Source organism: Agarivorans albus (assembly GCF_019670105.1).
Classification (GTDB): domain Bacteria; phylum Pseudomonadota; class Gammaproteobacteria; order Enterobacterales; family Celerinatantimonadaceae; genus Agarivorans; species Agarivorans albus.
In genome coordinates this window covers 3,480,236-3,498,434 of sequence record NZ_AP023032.1, presented here as the reverse complement: position 1 = coordinate 3,498,434, position 18,199 = coordinate 3,480,236, and the positions used below count along the sequence as shown (strand labels likewise).

Genomic DNA, 18,199 nt, shown 5'->3' with positions numbered 1-18,199 from the left:
GTGATAATTCATTCCCATTATTGGTTAAGGAATTCGCTATGAACAAAATGACAGGGCGTTGTTTGTGTGGAAAAGTGAGCTATCAAGTTGAGCAACTAGAGCCTCGAATGGGACATTGTCATTGCAGTATGTGCAGAAAGTTTCATGGGGCTGCCTTTGCAACCTATGGTGAAGCTAAAACCGAGAACTTTCGCTGGACAAGCGGTTTGGAATACTTAAAGAAATTCACCGCTGAGAATGGCACTGTAAGGCAATTTTGCAGCGAGTGTGGCTCAAGCTTAAGCTTTGCTCCCGCCAATGATGAAGGCCGTTTTATAGAGTTTAGCTTGGCTACTCTTGATAATGAGATAAAGCTAAAACCAGACGCACATATCTTTGTCGCTTATAAAGCTAACTGGTTCGATATTTGCGATAACTTACCGCAACACCAAGAAGGACGTGAATAAGCGTTAGGTTTTAGCCTTAAGCTTTTGCAAGTATTGATAAGGTGTTACACCACGTAAGCGTTTAAAGGCACGGCAAAAACTTTGCTCATTGCTATAAGATAAACGCTGAGCAATGTTATTAATGTCGTAGCCCTTAAATAGATACTGTACCGCTTCGTTACATAATACGTTGGCTGTCATGGCTGAAAAATTCCAGCCATGGGCCAGTAAGCGGCGTTGTAATTGTTGACGCGATATACTCAAGCAGTCGGCCAAAAAGTCTACGTTCGGGCGTCCGTAATAGCGGGAAAAGTTTATTAGTGAATATAATGATTTAACCGTGTCATGAGGCTGAGGAATATTAATGTATTCATCGAGCTGAGCGTCATTTAAGCGCAGTGGATCATTCCTCTCCCACTGGCTATTTTCGTCTAAATGGGTGACAGAAGCATTAAGCCATACTTCGGTTTGAGCACTACTTTGTTTAACCTTGCAGCCAAAAAATGCTTCCAGTTGTTTAAGTTCTGCGGCTGGGCCAGTTAGGTTAACTTGCAAAGGCGTGAACTCCTCACCTAAGTAATAACGCAACATTTTGAACATCATAATTGCCATACGCAGGCTATCATGCAGGCGCGCTTGGTGGCTTGCATAGGGGTTATTGTATGCCCATTTTACAATATTTCCTGACTGCAACCCGCTCAACGAGCAACCTGACTGTAGCATCGAACAACCATAGTTAATACGGCGAAATGTCACTACAAAATCAGGTGTGTGGTAAACCCATTTGTTAAACAGTTCTACATTTTCAAAACCAATATACGGGGTAAGCTTAAGCATAAAAAGTGGGTCTTGGCTTAAGTGTTCGGCTTGTTCAAACCAGCGATTGGCGACGTTTACGGGGATAAGTGTGAGAGGTTCTTCAAGCAAAGCCGAAGGAATGCCAAGTTCATCAGGCTTAATCGCATACTCTGCGTATAAGCCATTGAGCAAGGGCTTAATGAAGTTAAGCCGAACAAACCCAATATCAAATTCTTTCATCGTATTTACTACTCACACTATTTACATTTTACGTCAATAAATCTCATAAAATGGTCACTTCTATCTATTGAGGGCATCTTCTCATATTCGTTTACTCAATACCTTGGTTTTTGTTTCGCTCTTTAAAGGTTTTTCTGTGGCTATAACTTGCAGCTGGGGAGGTGTAGCTTCGTTGTTAGGGTAAGGGGTTTGTTGTTGGGTTCTTGAATCAGCTTTGACGCCTTTAACACTTGCGGTTAGGCTGGATAAGCACTCCTGTCTTCACCCATGGATACTATGAAGCCTATTGATATTCTGTTTGCCTTAATCGTAGCCACTATTTGGGGAGTGAACTTCTCAGTAATTAAGTTGGGTTTAGCGGAGCTTCCACCAGTATTGTTCTCTGCTTTGCGTTTTGCCATTGTGGCAATACCTGCGGTGTTCTTTGTACCTTTTCCTAAAACAGCGGTGCGCAACGTAGTCGCCGTGGGCGTGTTTTTGGGAGTGATCAAGTTTAGCTTACTGTTTGTGGCCATGCAGGTTGGGGCATCGGCTGGTTTGTCGTCTTTGTTATTGCAAGCACAAGTGATGTTCACTATTTTGCTCAGCTTTACTTGGTTTAAAGAAAAAATTACCACTTATCAGCTAGCAGGAATAAGCTTGTCCAGCCTTGGTTTTGCGCTGTTTTTTGGCTTGAGCTCCGAGAACCTCAGCTTGATAAGCTTGCTGTTGTTGCTTTTGGCGGCCTTGTCTTGGGCCGTTTCTAACTTGTTTATGAAGCAGGCGAAAGGCGTTAATGTACTGCATTTTATGGTGTGGGTGAGTCTGATTCCTCCATTACCTTTGTTGGCTTTTTCATATTTATTTGAAACCAATACGCCTTATCAGTTGCTAGTAAGTGCTCAAACTTCAACTTGGTTAGCTTTAGCTTATGTCGGGTTTATTTCTACCTTACTTGCTTTTGCAATTTGGGGGCATCTACTGGCTAAGTATAGCGCCGCTGCTGTAACACCTTTTGCCCTGTTGGTACCTGTAGTGGGAATGTTGACTGCCAACCTAGTCTTTGATGAGAGCTTAACTCACTTGGAGTGGCTTGCTGCAGGCTTAGTCTTATTGGGTTTGATATGTTGTGTCTTTGGCCAAAACTTGCATAAGTTCTTAGGGTCTGTTGACCTTTCGAGCTGATTTTTGCAGCAGTTTGTGGGGTATTTTTACAAGGCAGAGGCTTTAATGTGTAGCTAGCCTACATGCGAAGCCGATAACGCAGTAGAAATGAGCCACAAATTCCTGCCCGAAGGGTTCGGCTAAAATCGTTTTACGCTTTGTTAAGTAGTATTTGCTTAGAATAACTAGGCTGCACACTCCTTGCCGCGCCTAAAACGATTTTATTTCGAACAAAATTTAACCGCGAAAGGTCAACTGACCCTAGCAAATAGCCCAAGCAAGTCGATTTGATATTGTAAGCCTAGGGCTCACGCTCTACAGTAGCGGGAGTAATGAAAGAGTATTAATTATGTCGGAATTTAAAGAACTCAATAAGCGCAGTGCTAATGCTTATGCTCAGCAGCGAAACTTAATTAAGCAAGTATTGGCAGGCAAAGCTAAGCAGTGTGAGCATTGTAAGCAGCCTTTGACGGTGGTGTTACCTGGGCAAGAAAAAGCCCCTGGCGTTTATTGCGCCAAGGGCTGTACGTCGATCGAACTAGAGCTAAGCTTACCCAAATAATACCAATTGTGCCAAGTAACCGTTCATTCTATCTGGTTAAAATACTCGATAACTGCGTTAGAATTTTTGATTGTAGAATAACTACTTATCTAAAGATTCAGTCTTATTCTCGAGTATTTTTCCTGCGCTATTTCTGATCACTGACTTAGTGTGATTGGTATAACTAATCGCGTGGTGCTTGGCGACGATCTTGCTCTAGAAATTTTAGGCTTTCTTCAATTGCCACTTTGGTTTTTTCAACCAATTGTTCCCGTTCTGCATCACTAATTGCACTTAGTACATCCACGTCATGACGAATATAACGTGGTGGTAAACGATTGAGCACTAAGCAACATAAATCTTGCAGAGTATCTAGGTCACAGCGCTTATGGATCTCTAAGGCATGAATTTGTTCACCTAGTAGGAACTCAGTAAAATTATGAATTTCCTCTGATAAGCGCATTATCTTTCCCTCAAGTAAATGTATACATTCAGGTTATATAAGAAAAGCCAGAGTCGCCACTCTCTAGCTGTTTAATCTTATTGATGTTGAACCGGATTCACATTTAAGGCGTCATTATACAAGGCTTCGTATTGCCAAACTGACTCCTTCCAATGGAATCGAGACAGCATTGCGCGATGGCGCATCGCCTGAAACTCTTCCGGATGTTCTAAATAAAGTAACAAGGCCCGGCGCAAAATGTTTAGTAAATCGGCTGGCTCGGGATCATAGAAGATATGCCCGGTGGCGTTTTCTGCATCTTCATCGTAATCACTTACCGTGTCTCTTAGGCCGCCAACGCCACGCACAATTGGCAAGGTGCCATAGGCTAGGCTGTACATTTGGTTTAGGCCACATGGTTCAAACAACGAAGGCATTAAGAAGAAGTCTGCGCCCGCTTCCACTAAATGGGCCATCTCATTGCTATAAGCATGAATAAACCGCAGTTTATCTGGCCATTGCTTTTGCATTGACTCAAGCTCAGCTACGATGCCGCTATCACCAGTGCCTACTATCACCACTTGTACATTGTGACGTAAAAACTGCTGTAGGGCAGGTAGCAACAGGTAAAAGCCTTTTTGCTCGGTTAAGCGACATACCATGCCAAAAATTGGCACGTTTAGCTGGGCTAAATCTGTTTCAACTTGAAGTTCTTGGCGACAAACAGCTTTACCACTCATATCAGCGGCAGAGTAGTTTGTTGGAATATACTTGTCGGTTGCTGGATCCCAGTCGGAGTATTCACAACCGTTTAATATGCCTACCAAATCGCCGCGGCGCTGCTCAAAATAATCACAAAGGCCGTGTGAGCCTAAACGTGTGAGTAATTCCTGAGCGTAATTTGGGCTTACCGCATTGATTTTATCGGCAAAGCGAATGCCAGCTTTAAGCAAGTTAATGCAGTTGTAACCATCAAGTATTTGATCAACTAAGCCATCGGCTAAACCTTCTAAAAGCTGGAACTGGTGCTTCTCAAAAATGCCTTGGAAAGCAGCATTATGGATAGTAAGTACCGATTTGCTGTTACAGAAAAATGGGTGATGAGCAAATTTTTGCTTGAGCAAGTAAGGTATAAGCGCAGTGTGCCAGTCATTACAATGGAAAATGTCTGGTTTAAACTCAAGGGCTTCGGCCACTTGGAATACTGCACGAGAGAAGAAGGTAAAGCGTTCGCCGTTGTCATCGTAGGCAAACTCACCTTCGCTGTACAATTGGTCCCGCTCAAAATAATCATTTTGCTGAATTAAGTAAACGGGCACATCTTCGAGCATCAGCTTGAAGACTGCGTAATCAATATCTTGGCAACCATGGCTAGTTTGAAGGCTAAGGTCGAGAATTTTCTCGGCTTCATCATGACGATTTATAGTTTTATAAAACGGCATAATAATTCTTACGTCTTGGCCATGTTCCTTCAGAGCCAGCGGTAAGGCTTTAGCAACGTCGGCTAAGCCACCTGTTTTAGCTAAGCTTTCTACTTCAGAAGCTACAAACAGAATCTTGACAGGATGGGCTGTCACAGAGCACTCCTTAACGATTAAGGCACCGAAGGGTGCCTTATGTGAAACAATATTAGAGTAATTGCTTATTTGTTTTCAAGGCAATTTGCAGCTTAAAAGCCTACCTTGGCGTTTTTCGGTATCACAACAATCCCTTCTGGGGATACCGTAAAGCGCTTGCGATCTTCCTCGAGGTTCTCACCAATAATGGTGCCCGGTGCAATTTCAGCGTTTTTATCGATGATAGTACGGCGGATCTGACAACCTTCACCAATTCTACAATTACCAATAAGCACCGATTCACTAACTACCGAACCTGGACGTACGTGGCTTCTAAATCCAAACACACTGCGGTTAACCTCTGAGCCCAAAATAAAGCTACCAGCAGAAATTAGTGATTGGCTAACGCTGACCTTTTTGTCGCCAACATCTTTAAATGTGGCCGGTGGTAGCGGTGGGTAGTGGGTATGTAGTGGAAACTTGGGGTTATATAGTGAGAATGGTGGTTCTTCATCTAACAAGTCCATGTGGGCTGCCCAATAAGCATCTAAGGTACCTACATCACGCCAGTAGCCACTTACCGTTTCGCCAGGAATGGTATTTTGGGTGAAGTCATAAGCAAATACTTTTCCTTTAGGGTAAAGCTTTGGAATGATGTCGTGGCCAAAATCGTGGGTTGAGCTGTCTTCTTTGGCATCGTCGTATAAGGCTTCTAATAGGGTTTTACGTTCAAATACGTAGTTACCCATAGAAGCAAGAACGTGGTCAGGGTCGCCAGGAATCGTTTTAGGGTTCACTTTAGGTTTTTCTTCAAAACCTATCATGCGGCCTTCTTCATCTACTTCAATAATGCCAAATTGATCGGCTTGTTCTTTAGGTACTTTAATCGCCGCTACAGTAAGTGCAGCCTCTTTGCGGCGGTGTTCATCTACCATTTGGCGTACGTCCATTTTGTAGATATGGTCGCTACCAAAAATACATACATGCTCAGGTTCGTTAATTTCAATGAAGCGGGCATTTTGGTAAATAGCATCCGCTGTGCCGTCGTACCAACGTTTGCCGACTCGCATCTGCGCAGGAACTGCATCAATAAAGCGATCGGTAATACCTGATAGGTGCCAAGCTTGGCGCAAGTGAATGTTTAACGATTGCGATTTAAACTGAGTTAGCACGTAGATTTTTAAGAAGTCAGAGTTAACAAAGTTATTTAAGGCAAAGTCGATCAGCCTGTAACTTCCTCCAAACGGAACCGCTGGCTTGGTGCGGCTATCGGTGAGTGGATAAAGGCGAGTACCTTCACCACCAGCGAGGATCATTGTAAGAATTCCTGCCATGAGACTTTGTACCTCTGTAATTGTGTCAGTTTCGTGAAATCGTTTTCAAAGTGGCTTGGCTTAGTTTCCAGATATTTACCTTAATGTAAATAGCAGAAACTGGGTTTTAGTAATTCCACATTAAAAAAAAGTTCTTTCTATACACAACAACGCAAAATCTTAAATTTTTTGTTGTCGAGTACACTTTCAAAGCGGGAGAAGTGCTGCTTTATTAGTGCTTCGTATTGTAAGAAACTATTGGCGACTAACCACAGTTCACCGTTGGCGTTTAAGTGCTGTTTTGCCTGAGCAAGAAACGTCTCGGTGGTTTCATATTGGGTATCAATCCCAGCATGAAAAGGCGGATTGCTTACAATAAAATCGAAGCGCTGTTTCACCTCGCTTAAACCATCCGAAGCAATTACCGTTCCAGTGAGTTGATTTTCTTGCAGAGTAGCCTTACTGCTTGCAATGGCATATGCACTCACATCGAGCAGGCTTATGTCTACATTGTGTAACAGGGCCTGGCTTGCACCAATAATGCCCGCACCACACCCAAAGTCGAGCACGCTGCCATGCAAAGTGGGCAGGTGTTCCAATAACAATTGGCTGCCTTCATCGAGTTTTCCATGATTAAATACCCCAGGAAGGGACTTTACTTTAAGTGAAGCATTAGGAAGTGCTACCTCAAAGCTGTTTTGCCATTGGCTAGCATCAAACTGTGGTGCAGCTTGATTGAGCACGCCAAAATAGAGCCCACAACGGCGTGCACTGTCGATTTTATTTACTTTAATACCAAATTCCGCCAGCAGCTTTTCGCAACTTTTTACGCCGCCGCGGTTTTCGCCCACTACAAATATCTCGGCGCCAACTTCAAGCTGCGGCAAAATGCAGGCAAATAAATAGGCAGCTTCTTGTTTGGCTTTAGGCATAAATAGCAGCAAAGCATTGCTGTTGCTGGCTAAGCTTGGCGCTGCGCTAAATTGACTGGAGAGCTTGCTGCTTGCTTGCTTCGCAAAATATTGATGGTGGCCAAAATGACTACAACATACCTGCAACGAAGCCACCTGTTCCAACAAGTTCAACGGGTAGTTATCTGCTAACTGGCCAGCCACTACAAGATGTTGTTGAGAGAACAAGTCATCATGGCGAGCAAGAACTTGGCTAGTGGCGTGTGGAGAGGTATTCATAATCTGGCTTGGTTGGGCGTGGTTGCCCGCAATAATAAAAAGTTTTAAGGGAAAAGGCTATCTCATGAGAACTTATGCGGATTTATTTTTCAGGTTACTTGACTTTTACCGCGTGCTAAGGAAACTAGCTAGCAAGAATTTTGATTGTTAAGGACAACACCTTGTTGCCATTTTCTTTAGAATTGAAGAAGTATAAACGGCCCGAATTAAAACGCGGGTGGTTAACGGCTGGGTGTAACTAAATCGAAAAAACGTTTTTGAACCCGGCCACTGTGACCGGGTTTTTTTATTTTTGAAGTAAGTGATGGAGCGGGCATGTTTAAAGGATCGATAGTAGCGTTGGTTACTCCCTTTATTGAAGGTGAAGTAGATTATGCAGCGATTCGCGAGTTAGTTGAGTGGCATATTGGCCAAGGTACTCACGGTATTGTGCCTGTAGGTACAACTGGTGAGAGCCCAACCTTAACTCACGATGAGCATATTGCTGTGGTTAAAGCAGTAGTAGAGCAGGCAAAAGGGCGAGTGCCTGTTATTGCTGGTGCTGGTTCAAACAACCCAATCGAAGCCATCGAATATACTAAGGCTGCTCAACAAGCTGGCGCCGATGCTACCTTGCATGTGGCGGGATATTACAATCGTCCAAATCAAGATGGCTTGTTCCAACACTTTAAAATGCTGCACGATGCCACCGACATCCCCATTGTTTTATACAATATTCCACCACGCGCAGTGGTAGATTTAAGCCCTAGCACTATTGCTAAGCTGGCGCAGTTACCACGCATTGTTGGTGTTAAAGATGCAACTGGTGATTTATCTCGCCCATTGTTTGAGCGCCAATTAATTGAGCAAGACTTTTGCTGGTTAAGTGGTGAAGATGCCACTGCAGTATCTTACAATGTGAGTGGTGGCCAAGGCTGTATTTCGGTTACTGCCAATGTAGCGCCAAAACTGTGTGCTCAAATGCAGCAAGCCACCCTAGACGGTGACTACGCTAAAGCCAGTGAGATTCAAGATAAGTTGATTCCTTTGCACCAAGCGATGTTTGCCGAGCCTAGCCCTGCAGGTGCTAAATACGCGATGTCTTTGTTGAGTAAATGCCAAGCAGAATGCCGTTTACCGGTGACTGAATTGTCAGAGTCAACCAAGACCCGTATCCGCAATGTGATGCAGAACTTAGAACTCATTTAGTAATAATATAATTATTGATAAGGCCGAGCTTGCTCGGCCTTTTTATTTACTTAGCGTTTATTCAACTACTGCTTTCCCTCGCTTAAGCTAAGCCCCTGATTTAACTCTGCTATACTGATAATCACGCAAACTTCAGGGACGTAGTAGTGGCAGAAATAGATCTGGTGAGTTTTTTTCATGGCATTGTAGAAGCCGATAGTGGGTATTGGTTACTGCAGCCTGATAACGGCCAAGTGTCGGTGCGCTACCCCTGGCAAGATGGTCGTTCTGAGCAGCTTAGCCTAGAGCAATGGCTGGAACGAATTGACGTACGTTGTCGAGCTGCCTTTCAACAAGCTTTACATACCAGTTTGCAAAGCCAGCAAGCCTTTTTTTGTCACTATTGCCACAGTGATGATGAGTGGTTACGGATTCACGGAATGCCGGTTGAAATTCAACAGCAGCAGTATTTATTGGCGAGTGTATTACCCTTAACCATGCCAGTGATAAACGACGAAGCTAAACTGCGTGATCCGCAAAGCGGTTTACTTTCTGCCTCGCTGTTTCGAGAACTGCTGATTCAAGCCATGCGCTTAAGCCAGCGTAATCACGAGCCCTTTGCCATTCTCACCTTGCATTACGCCAGCAATGATAGCTCTTTAGTCTGCGCTATTGTTGCTAAAGTTTTGCAAGAACAGTTACGTCGTTCAGACAGCATTGCCCAGTTTAAAGAAGGTGAATTAATCGCTTTGTTGTATGGCACCAGCAGGGGAGCGGTAAGTACCGTTGCCAGTAAGCTTAGTAGTGAGTTACAAAGACAGCTTGAGGGTGTGGCCTTAGACAGTTTAAAAATGGGCTGGGCTTATTACCCAGAGCACGGTGACAATGTTGACACGTTATTGGCCCATCGATTAGACGCAGTGGAAGCGCTGCGTCTTTCTTAGGCCAAGCTAACAATGCTCCTAGCTTTATCGCCAGTAGTAGGAGCACGTCTCTATGTTTTATTTAGCTTGCTGCACCACGGTGGTACTGCTTTTCAGCATATCTAAATAGAGGTCTTGGTAGTCATCGGGAGTGATAATGAAACCATTGGCATCACTAAAGGTGCCACCCTGACCTGTTTCTGCGATGCTTCTACTATCAAGGTATTTAGCCATAAAGTAATCTTGCTGAGTGCTTGCTAACTCGCTATCTATTAAGGCCAGTTCTAGGCCTTCAAGATCTTGAATAGATAGTTCAATAGCGCTGCTCTCTAAAAGCGGTTGCTGCGCTTTTGGCTGGGCATAAATACTTTGATAGAAGGCGCGGTTATTATTGGTTAGTACTTTTATGTGGCTGCGTTGCAGGGCAAAGTCCTCTTCAGAGAAGCTGCCAGCATTGTCGATACAGAACTTAGCGTTATCGAGTGCGGTAGGGCATTGCTGCTGAATATCTACACCGATTATTGGCGCTAACTCAGGTAAACTTACCTCTAGGTGACTATCTTGCTCGTCTATCGCCATTACGCTCTCAAATTGCCAAGAGCTATCATTGCTGATGCCTGAGAATAAACCTAACCAGTGGCTAACCTTGTTGTAGTTAGCGGCAATCGTAAACTCATCAACATCATGATAAAGGGTTTGCCATTGATAGCTTTGATTGTTGTGGATTGCCAAGATGGCGCTGCCTTCGTCAAGATCTAGGTTTGCTGCACTTTGCCAATACATTGGCATGAGATCTTGATTGCTCAAACTAGCGGCTACAATCTCATCGTAGTCTTCAGTGTCGTAAACAAAGCTAGGCTCAATAAAGCCATAATAGGCTAGGTCTGTATGTTGGTCGTTATTGCTGGTGTAAAAAGCGGTAACTAGGGTATCTCGGGCGGCGGGAAGCGGTGAGAGTACCGGAATGTGGGAGGCGATCTCTCTGCCCGACACCGCATCCGCAGAATAGCTAGTTTGGTAGTAACTTACGCCACTTTCTTGAAGTACTGTTAATGCGGCTGAATCGGCGGTATCACTGATTGAGCGGTAGTCTTTGCCCTTGTAGCACTCGCTGCCAGTTTGTGCTGAGCGTACATTTAACACCTTGTGGCTTAATAGGTCTTTTTCCACACTAAACATGTATACGTCAGGGTTACCGCTTAAATTGCTATCAACCTCTTCCAAAGATACATAGCCGTCATCTGGCACGAAGCCGCTATCTATGGTCACAATGCCGCTGCTAGGAACATCTATTGCTGGAATAGTGTGTTCTTCAATAATCGAACCATCTGCGTTGTGGAACAAAACATTGTATCCAGCATTAGCGACCGATGCGGTAATTACTCGGCTAGGATCGCTTTCTGAAGTGCCATAAATAATACAGCCGGATTTTACATCGCTCTCTTTTAGAGTATGCAATTGGATTATTTGCCAATTGTACTTAGGGGTACTCGGAGTAGAAGGTGAGCTGTCACCTCCTCCGCAGCCACTTAACACAAGGGTGGCAACCAAACTGGGTAACAAAGCTTTATTCACTTAAAAGTCCTCAAACTGCGAGTCAAAATATTGATATTGCTGTATACAAAGCAATTATCAAGCCTTTTTGTTCATCTGGTGGGTTTAAATACTGCTATTTATATATTTTTTAGAATTAGTTGCTGATTGATGGCTGCCATCTTTGGCACTTGGCTAAGCAAAAGTGTGTTGGATAAGGCATTTCTGCATGATGATTGTTTAGTGGTCCTCATGTTTATTTTATATTTACTTGATGGTTGTTTGGGGTGTGCTAGATGTTACAAACAAGGATGTATCTATGGAGCTTGGTAGTATTGTGCCCGCTGTTTACTAGTGCTAAGCAACTTATAGAGATTAAAGTTGGCGGTTACGATTATCCTCCCTATGTCATTCACGACATATCCACCAACCGTTATAGCGGCGTTACCTTAGATATATTAAGGGCGCTAAATCATCTTCAAGATGAGTATTCGTTTCGCTTTGTTTCTACCTCACGCCACCACCGCCATGCTGCGTTCTCACGGCAACGCTTTGAGCTGATCTTATTTGAAAATCTAGAGTGGGGCTGGCAGCAGCTCAATGTACAACAAAGCCTTCCTCTGGTTTTAGACAGAAATTTATTACTCACTCACCAGCAGCATGATTATGAGCAAGATGGCCTGTTTATGCCTGAGCATAATTACAGCGTGGTATTGTTTGATGAGTTACATCAGCGTGAGCATTTATCCGATGAAGGGTTCGCAGTTAGTACCTGTTCCCACGTGATGAACTGCATAAAAATGGTGTTAAAGCGCCGGGTAGATTTTGCCATGGTTAACGAAAGCTATTACCTGCCACTTACTCGCCAAAGACCTAGTTTATTAAGCTCACTTAAGTTGGTCGATAATTTTAGCCCAGTATATAGCTTGCATGCTCTCGTGCGTGATGAGTCATCGCTAACCATTGAACAGTTAAATGTGTATTTGCAGCAGTTGAGCTTGTCGGGAGAATTGCAGAAAATAATGAGTAAGTATCAGTTGGCGCTTGCCAATTAGCGCTTAGGCTCGAGCCAGTAATTGTGGGCCTCGAGTGCCTTTTTCTTCCATATATTGAAAGTACAAACGAATGTGGGTTGCCGATTGGTCCACACTGCGGCCCATTGCTTCTCGAATTGCTTTACGGTTAGCTTGTTTGGCGTCGTCACTGTCACGTAGCTGAGTGGCGGTTAACCCGGGTTGAACATCGTTGTTACCAAATACCGCAGTACCTGGATTAGTCATTTGGCGCTGCGCCGTATACTCGGTAATGGTTTGACGTGGCGCAGTGCTCTCGATGCGTTGACGAGCTTGATAGGTAGATTCTAACGAGGCGGCTTGTAGATTGTAATTAACCTGCATAACTGAGCTCTAACCCAACAATATAAATGACCATTGGACTTATATCGGCTGAATCAATACAAACTTTACTGTCATGAAGGCTGAGTAGCTAAAAATCTAGCTACAGGCCAGGTAGTGAGCAATGTGTTGATTGGCCGGCGATTGTTGCAGTTCATCAACGGTGGCAAATTGCTGGGTTTTGCCTTGTTCAATAAATGCTACTCGTTGGGCAACTCTCAATGCGTCTTGCCATTGATGCGTGACCATCAACACCGCTAGCTGGTATTGCTCAGCGAGTTGTTTAACTAGTTCTAAACACTCTAAACGTAACATCGGATCAAGCGCACTAAAGGGTTCATCTAACAACAGAATAGGGCGATGACGAATTAAGCAGCGCGCTAGCGCGGCGCGTTGTTGTTGGCCACCAGAGACTTGGTCTGGACGTTTGTCTAAGATTGCTGAGATGCCAAGGTTTTTGGCGATTTCTGTAACTTGTTTCTGCTGGCTAGGGCTTAGCCTTAGCTGTTGGCTAATACCCAAAGCAATGTTCTGCTTGAGGCTTAAGTGATGAAATAAATTATGCTGCTGAAATAGCGACGTTACCGGCCGTTGATTGATCGGCAGTGTTAACAAGTCTTCATTTTGCCAGCTTAAACTGCCCGAGCTGGCCTGAACAAATCCGGAGATAAGCTCCAACAAAGTGCTTTTTCCGCTGCCGCTGGCACCCAACAAGGCCACCACTTCACCGGGCTTTACTTCTAAAGAGTAACTAAAGTGCTGGTTATGGCGTTGGCACTGTAGCTTAGATATGTTCAGCATTGTCTCGTCCAAGGCTAATATCGAGTAAGTAAAATATAACACCGCATAGTAGTAGCATGATTAGCCCTGTAGCACTGGCTAAGGCGTATTGATAGCTACTTAGCTGTTGAAATAGCAAGAGTGGCAGGGTGGTGACATCAACACTGCCGATTAGCGCAATAACTCCCATATCCCCCAAAGATAAAACCATGCACAAGCTAATCGCCACACTTAAGGGTTTGCGCATTAAAGGCCAATAAATAAAACGGACTTGGCTAAGCGCTGGCAGGTCTAAACTTTGATTAAGTTTGGCGTATTGCTTTACGCTGTCGTTGAGGGCCGGTTTTAGGCTGCGCATATAAAACGGTAAGCTCATTAAGGCGTTAATCAACGCAACTAAGGGCACTGTATAGCGGCTAATGTCGGTGCGGCTAAGCAGTAGAAAAAACAATCCGGTGGTAATCACCATGGCTGGTGCTAATAGCATCACAGACGCTAGTAACTCTTGGCCTTTGTGTCTTTTCGCGCCTTTGTTTCGGCTTAAGTTGCTGCTGTATTGCCACAAAAGAGCGCTGCCCAGTATTAATACCCAAACTACACTTTGCAGCGCAATGTTTAACGACCACAAGCTGCTTTCTATCCACTGCTGCCAAGGTAAGGCTTGCCAGCTAAGCGCTAACAGCGGGCTAAACATGCCTAGGACAACTGAACTTATAAACAGATAATAGCTGGTAATAATTAGTCGGTGCCAGGTAAGTGACAGGGTGGAATGTTGATGAATGCTAGTTAAGCTTTGTTGGTGGCGAATACTATCTTGTTGTTCTCGCCCCAGTAATAACCAGCCAAGGCTAGTTGCTATAAGCAGTTGCAATAAGGCGCACTGAAGTGCGAATAAGGGATCAAAATCGTAGCGAAGCGCCTGATAGATCGCCACCTCAAGAGTTGTACTTTGCGGCCCACCACCTAGTGCCAGCACAATCGTAAAGCTACCAAAACACAATAAAAACACTAAGCCAAACAAACCTGCCAAGCGAGAGCGCAACATTGGCCATTCAATTAAGCGCCAATAACTAAATTGGCTGAAACCAAGTTGCTTGCCTTGGCGCCAGTAGCTGGCAGGTATGGCTTGGTATTGTAAATAACAATAGCGCGCTATAAGCGGCATGTTTAGAAAGGTGTGTGCGATTAAAATGCCAGGTAGGCCGTATATCTTCCATGAAAAGGGCGCTAAATGTTGCCAAAAACCATTTAGGCCAAAGCTACCAACGCAGCCTAGCACCACCAAAATCACCGGGCATACAAAACATAAGTTTGCCAGGCGCAATTGCCAGTTAAGGCTTTTGGGTTGCAGATAAAACCAAGCGCGAGCGATCAATATACCGCCAACACAGGCAAGCAATGCAGACAGCAAAGCTTGCCAAAGGCTAAAGCGCAGTACTCGCCATAAATATGGGTCGTTAAACGCGCTCCAGCTTAACTCCTTGGTCTGTTCTGCAAGGCCCCAAAAGGCAGCGCAAATTACCAAGGCAAGAAATGCACTGGCGGTATAACCCGCAATGGCCGCCAGTTTCTTCATCATTTATTATTGGCTAACCGTGTTACGCCATTCTTTAGTCCACGCTTTGCGCTGTTGGCTAACAGTAGCTTGGTCAAGGCTTAAGGCTTTTGGTGTTACAAGTGTTGAGAAGGCTTCTGGCAGCTCAGCTTCTGGGTTTACTGGCAGCATCCAGTTGGTGGTGGCTATAACCTGTTGAGCAGGTGCGCTAACCAAGAAAGCCAAAAATTGCTGAGCCAGCTCTACCTGTTGGCTGGTTGCACTTATTGCAGCCACTTCCACTTGGCTCATGTGCCCCTCACTAAACCCTAGCGCTTGGTAGCGGTATTCTTGCTCGGCTACCATGTGGTAAGCCGGGGAGGTCGTGTAACTTAGCACTAAATCGGCTTCGCCTTTTAAGAACATGCCGTAAGCTTCGCTCCAGCCTTTGGTTACGGTAACCGTTTTATCTTTTAACTTGCTCCAAGCTTGCTCGGTATCATCACCATATAGCGCTTTTAGCCAGAGCATTAAGCCTTGGCCCACAGTGCTAGTTCGCGGATCTTGGTAAAGAATGGTGCCATCAAACTCATTAATCAGCTCTTCCATTGAGCTAGGTTTATTTTTTAATGACTCGGTATTGTAAATAAACGCGAAGTAACCGTAGTCATAAGGCACAAAGCTGTTGTCTTGCCAGTCAATAGCCAGTTTAGGAAGGGTTAATTGGTGGGCTTGCACTGCACCAATTGCTTCCGCTTCTGGGATAAGGTTAGTGTCTAAACCTAAAATAACATCAGCTTTATTGCGTTTTCCCTCTAGCTTTAAGCGGTTCAAAATGGCTACGCCATCGTCTAAACCTACCCAGTTAATGCTACAGTTACATTCTGCTTCAAAGGCTTTGCTTAAGGCTGGGCCTGGCCCCCAGTCAGAGACAAAGCTTTGGTAGGTATAAACCGTTAGCTCGCTGTTTGCTTGGGCATTTAAGCCAAATACACTAAGAGTACAGCAAGCTAGCCATAGCAATTTTTTCATCTTACACTCCTTGATAATAGATTTAAGACCACCGCCGGACGTCACCTTGCCTAACTCTCCACTGCCAGAATCGATAGCCACGTATTTACAACAGCATTTGGGCAACATTCTAACAGTAGACCGTTTTGCGGGGGGACATCAGCATTCTTGGTTATTAACAACCGAACACGAACGCTTAGTACTGCGACTCAATCAACAACAGCCTTGTTATGGCTTGGATTATCAACGCGAAAGAGAAGTATTACAACAGCTTAAAGGACAAGCGTGGATTATTGATTTGCACCCGCTAAGTTTTAAGGGGCAGTTTCTACTCTATCGTTACCAATCTGGTGAAGTACTTAGTGACTTAAGTAGTTTTTCTGACGCGCTTTGGCAACAGCTATTGTCGATAATCATTAGCTTGCCGCGTTTAGGCGAAGGCTTACCAAAATTTGATATGGTCCACTACCTAAGCCGTTATGTGGGAGATATTACCGCAGCTCAAGCGAAGCGTTTTCGGCAACTCGCTTTGGCATGGCTCAAGGAGCAGCTTTGGCCAAGTGGTCTCGCCTTTAATCATCATGATCTACATTTAGACAACCTGCTACTTAGCCCTAAGCAGCAATTGTTTGTATTGGATTGGGAATATGCTGCCAGCTCTATGCAAGGCTGGGATGCTGCCAGTGTTGCGGTACGTTGCCCAGTAAGCAGGCAGCAGCGCCAAGATTTAGTGCTCGCCTCTCAATTAAGCGAAGCTGAATTCACGTTGTTAGAAGCAGCTGTTGAGCTACTAGATCTGGCTTGGTACTGGCAATATCAACCCAGTTTAGCTGGGTTAAATCAGCGCTCAGAGCGCTGGTTACTCGCTCACGTTTAACGCTTTAACTTATTAAAATAATCTTGCCAGCTGATGTGTTCTCTACCTGCTGCTTGCGCATAATGACTAGGATTATCCGATTTTCCTTCGGCGATGCCTTGATAGATGCCTGCAATAACGGTTCCGATAAAATCGCCGAGTTCTTCAATGCGGTCTTTCCGGTAGTCTTCAACGTTCATTGGCTGATAGTTTAAATCGGTATCAAAGGCTTGGTTTAAATAATCGGCCAGCTGGTACTGCGTTAGCGATTGTCCGTGTAAATTGTAAGTTTGCCCACTATGTTTGTCTTCGCTTAGCATTTTTGCGTAGGCGTAACCTAGCTCGCCACGGCTTGTGTAACCACATTTTCCATCGCCTGCGCAGTTAGTTATTGTGCCAGCCTTTTTGTAATTCTCGATGTATTCAATATCTGGTTCTATGTAGATGCCGTTGCGCCCAATAACCCATGCTAAGCCACTGTCTTTTAGGTCTTGCTCGGTTTGGCGGTTGCTTTGAATTACAGGAGAAAACGCGGTGTTTTCTTCAGCGCCTTGCACACTGGTATAGACAATTTTTTGCACGCCCGCTTTTTTTGCAGCATTAATTACATTGCGGTGTTGGCCAATGCGTTTATCCGGGGCGTCCATGCCAGACACCAACAGTAATACGTCTACAGATTGCAGAGATTGCTCCAGTTGTTCAGGTTGATTGTAGTCTCCTGCGCGAACCTCTACGCCTAAATGCTCAGCTTTGCTTGGGGTGCGTGCCAGGGCAATCACATCTTGCTTGGATGTTAAAGCTACAGTGGCTTTTACAATGGCGGCTCCAAGTTGTCCGCTGGCTGCTGTTACGGCTATTTTCATGGTTTGTCTCTCTGTAGGCTATGGCTCGACGCTTAGAAAAATTCTAGATGAGAATTTAAAAGCTGCTGGTTTAACTCGCGCAACCAAAAGATATTTATAGTTTAACGAGATTTCCGCTAGGCAATGGCTAATGGCAACTAGTGAGCATTATTGGCTTGTTTTACCGTTGATTTAAGTTGCTGCATAAAGGTTTTAAAGTGTGGAAAAAACTCAGCGAATAGAGAGTGTTTTCGGTTTTGCATCAATAACGGACCTAATAAACGCAACGATACTGCCAGTCTTTTCGCATCATTATTTGCCAGCGAGCTACCTTTAGTTATTTGCTCTACCGCCTTGAATAAGTCTTCTCGGTCTAGGTAGTTAAACTGCAAGGTTCTAGCGGTTTGTTGATCGCTAGCTAATTCTTCAATAGTGATTTGGTAGTGTTTATCTTTTCTTAATGTAGACATCATATTGTTTCCTATTTTGTTAGTTTAGCTTGTTCAAATAG

General features: G+C 44.4%; 19 protein-coding genes. 7 read left to right on the top strand and 12 right to left on the bottom strand.

The window, feature by feature from the left end; genetic code table 11:
• Positions 1–38 precede the first annotated feature (38 nt).
• The gene (locus tag K5620_RS15850; RefSeq protein WP_016402928.1) at positions 39–446 is read left to right on the top strand and encodes a GFA family protein; all 408 of its coding nucleotides are present in this window, start codon (positions 39–41) and stop codon (positions 444–446) included.
• A gap of 3 nt (positions 447–449) precedes the next feature.
• Here the strand turns inward: K5620_RS15850 and K5620_RS15845 are convergent, their stop codons facing one another.
• Positions 450–1,463: an AraC family transcriptional regulator gene (locus tag K5620_RS15845; RefSeq protein WP_016402927.1), complete on the bottom strand. Its 1,014-nt coding sequence runs from the start codon at positions 1,461–1,463 to the stop codon at positions 450–452.
• A gap of 276 nt (positions 1,464–1,739) precedes the next feature.
• Between K5620_RS15845 and K5620_RS15840 the strand changes: the two genes are divergently transcribed.
• Both K5620_RS15840 and K5620_RS15835 read left to right on the top strand, forming a co-directional pair.
• Positions 1,740–2,627, top strand: a complete 888-nt coding sequence (locus tag K5620_RS15840) for an EamA family transporter (protein ID WP_016402926.1) — start codon at positions 1,740–1,742, stop codon at positions 2,625–2,627.
• Positions 2,628–2,955: 328 nt separating this feature from the next.
• The gene (locus K5620_RS15835) at positions 2,956–3,168 is read left to right on the top strand and encodes a hypothetical protein (RefSeq protein WP_016402925.1); all 213 of its coding nucleotides are present in this window, start codon (positions 2,956–2,958) and stop codon (positions 3,166–3,168) included.
• A 163-nt stretch (positions 3,169–3,331) separates the two neighbouring features.
• Here the strand turns inward: K5620_RS15835 and K5620_RS15830 are convergent, their stop codons facing one another.
• The 4 genes from K5620_RS15830 to rsmC all read right to left on the bottom strand — a co-directional run bounded on the left by K5620_RS15830 (position 3,332) and on the right by rsmC (position 7,648).
• Positions 3,332–3,610 carry a late competence development ComFB family protein gene (locus tag K5620_RS15830; protein ID WP_016402924.1) on the bottom strand — a complete coding sequence of 93 codons (279 nt, stop codon included), beginning with the start codon at positions 3,608–3,610 and terminating at the stop codon, positions 3,332–3,334.
• Positions 3,611–3,687: 77 nt separating this feature from the next.
• Complete coding sequence (glgA, locus tag K5620_RS15825) at positions 3,688–5,166, bottom strand: glycogen synthase GlgA (RefSeq protein WP_016402923.1); 1,479 nt, start codon at positions 5,164–5,166, stop codon at positions 3,688–3,690.
• 92 nt (positions 5,167–5,258) lie between these two features.
• A complete protein-coding gene (gene glgC, locus K5620_RS15820) occupies positions 5,259–6,500 on the bottom strand; it encodes a glucose-1-phosphate adenylyltransferase (RefSeq protein WP_256471422.1) in 1,242 nt (413 codons plus the stop codon).
• Between the two features lie 116 nt (positions 6,501–6,616).
• Positions 6,617–7,648, bottom strand: coding sequence for a 16S rRNA (guanine(1207)-N(2))-methyltransferase RsmC (gene rsmC, locus K5620_RS15815; RefSeq protein ID WP_016402921.1), 1,032 nt, complete (start codon positions 7,646–7,648; stop codon positions 6,617–6,619).
• 315 nt (positions 7,649–7,963) lie between these two features.
• Between rsmC and dapA the strand changes: the two genes are divergently transcribed.
• Both dapA and K5620_RS15805 read left to right on the top strand, forming a co-directional pair.
• Complete coding sequence (gene dapA / locus K5620_RS15810) at positions 7,964–8,836, top strand: 4-hydroxy-tetrahydrodipicolinate synthase (RefSeq protein WP_016402920.1); 873 nt, start codon at positions 7,964–7,966, stop codon at positions 8,834–8,836.
• A gap of 146 nt (positions 8,837–8,982) precedes the next feature.
• A complete protein-coding gene (locus tag K5620_RS15805; RefSeq protein WP_016402919.1) occupies positions 8,983–9,759 on the top strand; it encodes a GGDEF domain-containing protein in 777 nt (258 codons plus the stop codon).
• 57 nt (positions 9,760–9,816) lie between these two features.
• Here the strand turns inward: K5620_RS15805 and K5620_RS15800 are convergent, their stop codons facing one another.
• Positions 9,817–11,313, bottom strand: coding sequence for a hypothetical protein (locus K5620_RS15800; RefSeq protein ID WP_040307449.1), 1,497 nt, complete (start codon positions 11,311–11,313; stop codon positions 9,817–9,819).
• A 254-nt stretch (positions 11,314–11,567) separates the two neighbouring features.
• On the opposite strand from K5620_RS15800, the gene K5620_RS15795 reads away from it, so the two are divergent.
• Positions 11,568–12,326, top strand: a complete 759-nt coding sequence (locus K5620_RS15795) for a transporter substrate-binding domain-containing protein (RefSeq protein ID WP_215426458.1) — start codon at positions 11,568–11,570, stop codon at positions 12,324–12,326.
• Between the two features lie 3 nt (positions 12,327–12,329).
• Here K5620_RS15795 and K5620_RS15790 read toward each other — a convergent pair whose 3' ends face one another.
• The 4 genes from K5620_RS15790 to thiB all read right to left on the bottom strand — a co-directional run bounded on the left by K5620_RS15790 (position 12,330) and on the right by thiB (position 16,011).
• Positions 12,330–12,668 carry a hypothetical protein gene (locus K5620_RS15790; RefSeq protein WP_016402916.1) on the bottom strand — a complete coding sequence of 113 codons (339 nt, stop codon included), beginning with the start codon at positions 12,666–12,668 and terminating at the stop codon, positions 12,330–12,332.
• A 96-nt stretch (positions 12,669–12,764) separates the two neighbouring features.
• Positions 12,765–13,466, bottom strand: coding sequence for a thiamine ABC transporter ATP-binding protein (gene thiQ, locus K5620_RS15785; RefSeq protein WP_221077400.1), 702 nt, complete (start codon positions 13,464–13,466; stop codon positions 12,765–12,767).
• Complete coding sequence (locus tag K5620_RS15780; RefSeq protein ID WP_016404076.1) at positions 13,450–15,024, bottom strand: ABC transporter permease family protein; 1,575 nt, start codon at positions 15,022–15,024, stop codon at positions 13,450–13,452. Before K5620_RS15780 ends, thiQ begins: the two co-directional genes overlap by 17 nt.
• Positions 15,025–15,027: 3 nt before the next feature.
• On the bottom strand, positions 15,028–16,011 hold the full coding sequence (gene thiB, locus K5620_RS15775) for a thiamine ABC transporter substrate binding subunit (RefSeq protein ID WP_016404075.1): 984 nt from the start codon (positions 16,009–16,011) through the stop codon (positions 15,028–15,030).
• 46 nt (positions 16,012–16,057) lie between these two features.
• Between thiB and K5620_RS15770 the strand changes: the two genes are divergently transcribed.
• Complete coding sequence (locus tag K5620_RS15770; RefSeq protein WP_016404074.1) at positions 16,058–16,867, top strand: phosphotransferase; 810 nt, start codon at positions 16,058–16,060, stop codon at positions 16,865–16,867.
• Here K5620_RS15770 and K5620_RS15765 read toward each other — a convergent pair.
• Positions 16,864–17,709, bottom strand: coding sequence for an SDR family oxidoreductase (locus K5620_RS15765; protein ID WP_016404073.1), 846 nt, complete (start codon positions 17,707–17,709; stop codon positions 16,864–16,866). The two genes, K5620_RS15770 and K5620_RS15765, sit on opposite strands and share 4 nt — an antisense overlap.
• A 137-nt stretch (positions 17,710–17,846) precedes the next feature.
• Positions 17,847–18,161, bottom strand: coding sequence for a DUF3861 domain-containing protein (locus K5620_RS15760; RefSeq protein ID WP_016404072.1), 315 nt, complete (start codon positions 18,159–18,161; stop codon positions 17,847–17,849).
• Positions 18,162–18,199: the final 38 nt, after the last annotated feature.